Annotated in this window: 7 protein-coding genes and 1 pseudogene; 3 read left to right on the forward strand and 5 right to left on the reverse strand. The window is 73.5% G+C overall.

Annotation, left to right across the window (positions count from 1 at the left end; translation table 11 throughout):
• Together ABD308_RS30090 and ABD308_RS30095 are read right to left on the reverse strand one after the other, a co-directional pair.
• Positions 1-1251, reverse strand: a 1251-nt coding sequence (locus tag ABD308_RS30090; protein WP_425554884.1) for a glycosyltransferase family 2 protein, incomplete at its 3' end; no start/stop codon positions are given.
• Between the two features lie 233 nt (positions 1252-1484).
• Positions 1485-1754 carry a WhiB family transcriptional regulator gene (locus ABD308_RS30095; RefSeq protein WP_030310813.1) on the reverse strand — a complete coding sequence of 90 codons (270 nt, stop codon included), beginning with the start codon at positions 1752-1754 and terminating at the stop codon, positions 1485-1487.
• Positions 1755-2375: 621 nt separating this feature from the next.
• Between ABD308_RS30095 and ABD308_RS30100 the strand changes: the two genes are divergently transcribed.
• The 3 genes from ABD308_RS30100 (at position 2376) to ABD308_RS30110 (ending at position 5341) form a co-directional block, all read left to right on the forward strand.
• A complete protein-coding gene (locus ABD308_RS30100) occupies positions 2376-3029 on the forward strand; it encodes a cysteine dioxygenase (RefSeq protein WP_344341814.1) in 654 nt (217 codons plus the stop codon).
• A 63-nt stretch (positions 3030-3092) separates the two neighbouring features.
• Positions 3093-4052 (forward strand): 2-phospho-L-lactate transferase, encoded by a 960-nt coding sequence (gene cofD / locus ABD308_RS30105; protein ID WP_344341817.1) that lies wholly within the window; start codon positions 3093-3095, stop codon positions 4050-4052.
• Positions 4049-5341: a coenzyme F420-0:L-glutamate ligase gene (locus tag ABD308_RS30110; protein WP_344341820.1), complete on the forward strand. Its 1293-nt coding sequence runs from the start codon at positions 4049-4051 to the stop codon at positions 5339-5341. Before cofD ends, ABD308_RS30110 begins: the two co-directional genes overlap by 4 nt.
• A gap of 3 nt (positions 5342-5344) precedes the next feature.
• Here ABD308_RS30110 and ABD308_RS30115 read toward each other — a convergent pair whose 3' ends face one another.
• From ABD308_RS30115 to ABD308_RS30125, 3 genes and pseudogenes are all read right to left on the reverse strand, one after another.
• Entirely contained in the window at positions 5345-5614 is a 270-nt protein-coding gene (locus tag ABD308_RS30115) for a type II toxin-antitoxin system RelE family toxin (protein ID WP_344341823.1), read from the reverse strand.
• On the reverse strand, positions 5611-5883 hold the full coding sequence (locus ABD308_RS30120; RefSeq protein WP_344341827.1) for a type II toxin-antitoxin system Phd/YefM family antitoxin: 273 nt from the start codon (positions 5881-5883) through the stop codon (positions 5611-5613). Before ABD308_RS30120 ends, ABD308_RS30115 begins: the two co-directional genes overlap by 4 nt.
• A 44-nt stretch (positions 5884-5927) precedes the next feature.
• Positions 5928-6162, reverse strand: a pseudogene (locus tag ABD308_RS30125) (DNA-3-methyladenine glycosylase 2 family protein); the annotation flags it as partial.

Here is a 6162-nt window from a genome sequence, read left to right on the forward strand (position 1 = left end):
CCCGGCCCCGGCGTCGTCGCCGCCCCCTATGCCGAGCGAGCCGATGGCGCCCTCGACGGCGAGCCGGGCGGTGGCGCCGGGCGCGGGGAACAGCGAGCGGTCGTCCAGGGCGTCGGCGGAGCGGGACCGGCCGCGGCGTTTGCGGGCGGCCAGCAGCCGGGGCAGCCGGACGAGTTCGTGGCCGAGGCCGGCGAGTTCGTCGAAGGCCTGCTTGGGGTCCTTGCCGAGCAGGTTGGCGACCACCCGCAGCAGGGTGCCGAGCACCAGCCGCAGCAGGACGTAGGGGAGGAGCGCGCCCTTGGAGTTGGTGAGCAGGGTGTAGACGGCGCCGGCCTTGTCCACCCGGTGCGGGTGGGCGGGGCCGCAGTCGATGGCGCGGCGCTCGCGGCTGGCGGCCTCGGCGTGCCGGAGCACGGCGTCCGGGGCGACCACGACGCGGTGGCCGGCGGCGTTGACCCGCCAGCAGAAGTCGGTGTCGTCGCGCATCAGCGGCAGCGCCCGGTCGAAGCCGCCGAGTTCCTCGAAGACGTCGCGGCGCACCAGCATGCCGGCGGTGGAGACGGCGAGCACCGGGCGGACCTGGTCGTGCTGGCCCTGGTCCTGCTCGCGCCGGTCGAGGCCGGTCCAGCGGCGGCCGGAGCGGGCGATGCTGACGCCGACCTCCAGCAGCTGCCGGCGGTCGTACCAGCTGCGCAGCTTGGGGCCGACGACGGCGGCGCTGGGAGTGGAGTCGGCGACCTGGAGCAGTCGGCGCAGCGCGTCGGTCTGCGGTTCGCAGTCGTCGTGCAGCAGCCAGAGCCACTCGACCGGCCGGGTCTCCCGGGGGCCGCCGCGGCCGAGGTCGTCCTGCTCGCCGAGCGGGTCGCCGAAGTCGTCCCAGCCGCCGGTGACCGGGTCGTAGCCGGAGGGGTCGAGCCGGTAGGGCAGGTCCTCGGGACGCAGCGGGGGGCTGTTGAAGACGGCCTCGGCGACGGCGGTGCCGAAGCCGGCCCGGCGGCCGAGCACGGTCGGGCCGCTCTCCGGGAGCCAGTCGGCGAGGGTCTCGGCGAGCAGGCGCGCGGAGTCGTCGGTGGAGCCGGTGTCGACGGCGAGGACGCGCTGGACCTGCCGGTCCTGGCCGAGCAGGCCGGCGAGGGCCTGGGGCAGCCAGCGGGCGCCGTCGTGCGAGACGATCACGGCGGTGACCAGATGGCGCGGGTAGGCGGGCGGCCTGCCGGAGGAGAGGCCGCTCTGGTGGCTGTAGACGGTCATCGCGTGCGCGGGCCCCAGTTCTCGGTGGACACAGCCGGTGAACGGCAACCGGATGGCGCACCACACTAACGGCTCCCGATGGCGGCTCAGTCCCCGGCGTCCGTCCGGGTGCCCGACCGGGAACGCGAAAGCGCCTCACCACCCGTGGTGAGGCGCTTCGTCGTTGGCCGCCCGTGCGGGCCGGTGGTTCGAGGATCCGGGGTCCGGCGATCCGGGGGGCGCGGCCACCCCGTTCAGACGGCGCTCTTCTTGAGCCGGCGGCGCTCGCGCTCGGAGAGGCCGCCCCAGATGCCGAAGCGCTCGTCATTGGCGAGGGCGTACTCCAGGCACTCGGAGCGGACCTCGCAGGCGAGGCAGACCTTCTTGGCCTCGCGCGTGGAGCCGCCCTTCTCGGGGAAGAAGGATTCCGGGTCGGTCTGGGCGCACAGCGCGCGCTCCTGCCAGCCGAGTTCCTCTTCCTCCTCGATGCCGTCACCGATCAACAGCTCAAAGAGCTCGCTCATGTGGCGCGCCTCCTCTGCCCCTATTGGCGTCCCCGTGGTTGCCGTTGCCTCGTGCGGCCGACGACACGAGTGAAATTACAGTTGCGTCACTCTGGCCCAGTCAAGCCGAGCTCTGGTATTGGGGCCAGGATTCACTCCCCGGCACCAAGCCGTTACGAATAGTGTACATAACCGGACACATCGGACCTCCGCCCGATCGCCCTCGAAGGCCGGTGAACCCTTCGCGACCGGGGGCCGGGTGACGCGCAGTCACCGCCACATGCCGGTCATCGGCCTCTCTTCCCGGCGATCTTCCCATCGAAACATAGAGGGTGATTTATCACCCCATCGGGTAGTTCATAACCGATCTCCCCCGAATGTCCGCTCTCGCCGAGTTGACAGCGCCCCCGCGGATGCGATCTCCTTTCCCCCATGTCAGAGTTCGCCAGCCCCCGGAGCGGTTCCGCCCTCCGCCGTGCCGTGAACTCCTGTTGTCGCCTCTGTTCCTGCCGCTGTATCTAGGCGCCCGCCGTCCCGCCGCGCGCCGCCCAGGAAGCACAGAGGCCGCCCGCGATTCCCGCCCCAGGACATCCCGGATCCGGCTGATCCCCTGACGACCCAGCCCTTCCGAGGACGACTCCCGTGCGAATGATCCGCATCCGCAAGCGGAACCGCGACCGCAGCAAGCTCGCCCGCCACACCGCCTCCGCCGCCCGCCCCGTCACCCCCGCCCCGGCCGCCCGCCCCGGCGACCACCCGTGGGCCGACGGCCTCAGCGACGTCTCCATCGCCGGCGACCCGCTGGCCTTCCCGCACCTCGCCCGCACCGACCTGCCCGGGCACCCGGTCACCGTCGCCGACCACTCCCGGCTGGTGCGCGAGATCGCCGCCGACCGCGCCCGCTGGGAGCCGCTGGTCCGCTACGACGCGCTCACCCGCTGGTACGCCCGGCTGGAGACCGGCCCCGGCTACGAGGTCTGGCTGCTCAGCTGGCTGCCCGGCCAGAGCAGCGGCCTGCACGACCACGGCGCCTCCTCCGGCGTGATGGCCGTCGTCCAGGGCGAGCTCGTCGAACGCTCCCTCACGCACGCCGGGGACGGCGCCCGGACGCTGCGCCCCGGCGGGCAGCGGGTGTTCTCCGCCGGCTACCTGCACGAGGTGGTCAACGGCTCGCTGGAGCCGGCCGTCTCCATCCACCTCTACAGCCCCGGCCTGACCGAGATGAACCAGTACGGCGGCGGCACGGCCGTCCCCGAGCAGCACCCGCAGACGTCCACCGGGGCCGAGGTCGGCTGAGCCCCCGGGCGCGGTCGTCAAGGCTCGGGCTGACGACCCGTCGACGCGTGGCAGGATGGGCGCATGCGCATCGTGGCACTGGCAGGCGGGATCGGCGGAGCGCGTTTCCTGCGCGGACTCCGGGAGGCCATTGGTCCGGAGGACGAGATCACCGTCATCGGCAACACCGGTGACGACATCCACCTCTACGGGCTGAAGGTCTGCCCCGACCTCGACACCGTCATGTACACCCTCGGCGGCGGCATCCACGAGGAACAGGGCTGGGGCCGGACCGACGAGACCTGGTCCATCAAGGCCGAGATGAAGGAGTACGGCGTCGGGCCCGAGTGGTTCGGGCTCGGCGACCGCGACTTCGCCACGCACCTCGTGCGCAGCCAGATGCTCACCGCCGGCTACACCCTCAGCCAGGTCACCGAGGCGCTCTGCGTGCGCTGGCGGCCCGGGGTGCGGCTGCTGCCGATGAGCGACGACCGGGTCGAGACCCACGTGCGGATCACCGACGACCAGGGCACCCGGGCGATCCACTTCCAGGAGTACTGGGTCAGGCTGCACGCCGCCGTCGACGCCGAGGCGATCGTGCCGATCGGCGCCGACACCGCCAAGCCCGCGCCCGGCGTGCTGGAGGCCATCGCCGCCGCCGACGTCATCCTCCTCCCGCCGTCCAACCCGGTCGTCTCGATCGGCACCATCCTCGCCGTGCCGGGCATCCGGGCCGCCGTCGCCGCCGCGTCCGCCCCGGTGGTCGGGCTCTCCCCGATCATCGGCGGGGCGCCGGTGCGGGGCATGGCCGACAAGGTGCTCGCCGCCATCGGCGTCGAGGCCACCGCGGACGCGGTCGCGCTGCACTACGGCTCCGAACTCATCGACGGGTGGCTGGTGGACACCGCGGACGAGGCGGCCGTCGCCGCCGTCGAGGCCGCGGGGATCGCCTGCCGGGCCGTCCCGCTGCTGATGACCGACGTCGCCGCCACCGCCGAGATGGCCCGGGCCGCGCTGGCGCTCGCCGAGCGGGTGCGCGGATGACCTTCCAGGTCCTCCCGGTCGACGGGCTGCCCGAGATCGACGCCGACTGCGACCTCGCCGGGCTGATCGCCAAGGCCGCCGAGTACCAGGACGGCGACATCCTGCTGATCACCTCCAAGGTGGTCAGCAAGGCCGAGGGCCGGGTGCTGGAGGCCGCCGACCGGGAGGCCGCGATCGACGCCGAGACCGTCCGGCTGGTCGCCCGGCGCGGCGGCACCCGGATCGTCGAGAACCGCAACGGCCTGGTCATGGCCGCCGCCGGCGTCGACGCCTCGAACACCGCCCCCGGCACCGTGCTGCTGCTGCCCGAGGACCCGGACGCCTCGGCCCGCGCCCTGCGCACCCGGCTCCAGCGGCTGACCGGGCGCCGGCTCGCCGTGCTCGTCACCGACACCTTCGGCCGGCCCTGGCGCAACGGCCTCACCGACGTCGCCATCGGCGCCGCCGGACTGCCCGTGATCGAGGACCACCGGGGCCGCGTCGACTCGCACGGCAACCAGCTGGCGCAGACCGTCACCGCCACCGCCGACGAGCTCGCCGCCGCCGCCGACCTGGTGAAGGGCAAGGCCACCGGCACCCCCGTCGCCGTCGTGCGCGGCCTCGGCCACCTGGTCACCGCCGAGGACGGCGAGGGCGCCCGGCCGCTGATCCGGCCCGCCGCCGAGGACATGTTCCGGCTCGGCACCTCCGAGGCGATCCGGGAGGCCGTCACCCAGCGGCGCACCATCCGCGCGTTCACCGCCGAGCCGGTCGACCCGGACGCCGTGCGGCGCGCGGTCGCCGCCGCGGTCACCGCGCCCGCGCCGCACCACACCACGCCGTGGCGGTTCGTCCTGCTGGAGAGCCCCGGGGCGCGGACCCGGCTGCTGGACGCGATGCTCGCGGCCTGGCGCCGCGACCTCGCCGAGCTGGACGGCTGGGACGAGGAGCGGATCGCCCGCCGCACCGCCCGCGGCGACGTCCTGCGGGCCGCCCCCTACCTGGTGGTGCCCTGCCTGGTGATGGACGGCTCGCACGACTACCCCGACGAGCGCCGTGCCACCGCCGAGCGGGAGATGTTCACCGTCGCCATCGGCGCCGCCGTGCAGAACCTCCTGGTCACCCTGGCCGGCGAGGGCTACGGCTCGGCCTGGGTCTCCTCCACCATGTTCTGCCGCGACACCGTCCGCGCCGCCCTCGGCCTCCCCGACACCTGGGACCCGATGGGCGCCGTCGCCGTCGGCCACCCCGCCGAACCCCCACGCCCCCGCCCGGAGCGAACGGCGGACGCCTTCATCGAGACCCGGTAGGAGTCAGAGCCGGCGGTACACGTCCCGGCGATTGCCGACGTTGACCACGAGGATGACCAGCTGGCCTCGCTGCACCTCGTAGACCACGCGGAAAGCACCCACCGGCAGGCGGTAGAGACCGTCGTGTCCGGTCAGCTTCTTCACGCCGAGGCCCTCGGCGAACGGATCGTCGCCGAGGCCCGTCAGTGCCGAGAGGATCCGCATGGCCTCGACCTGGCCGATCGCCTTCAGCTGACGTTGGGCGTGCGTGGTGAACCGAAAGGCGTACTTCACGCGGCGCTCCCCGCCGAGCCCGGGGGCGAGTCGAACAGATCGGCCAGCAGCTCCGCCATGCTGACGGTCGGGTCGTTGCGGTGCAGCTCGGCCTCCCTGGCAGCCAGCTCGTCCGCCGCCTCCTCGATGGCGTCCAGGATTTCGATCGGCACCACCGCTCCGACACGTTCGCCTTTGCGGGTGATCACGGTGATCTCACCGGATTCGGCCTTGGTGACGACCTCGGCGAGGTGGGCTCGGGCTTCACGGATGCTCAGCGATTCGGCCATGGACTGAGCGTACACCTGGCCGTGTACACCGCGGAGCCCTTCGGTCAGCGGTGGCGGTGGTCGTTGGGGGTGAGGCGGGGGCCGAAGCGGGGGGCGTGGGTGCCGGTGGCGAGGATGAGGCGGCAGAGGCGGTGGCGGTGCGGGCGGTAGGGCTCCAGGAGGGCCAGCATCTGGGCGTCGTCGCTGCGGACGCGGCCGGCCAGGGCCCAGCCGACGGTGTTGGGCAGGTGGAAGTCGCCGACCGAGACGGCGTCGGCGTCGGCGTTGCTGCGCTGGAGG

The sequence above is a fragment of the Kitasatospora putterlickiae genome, assembly GCF_039527695.1.
GTDB lineage: Bacteria > Actinomycetota > Actinomycetes > Streptomycetales > Streptomycetaceae > Kitasatospora > Kitasatospora putterlickiae.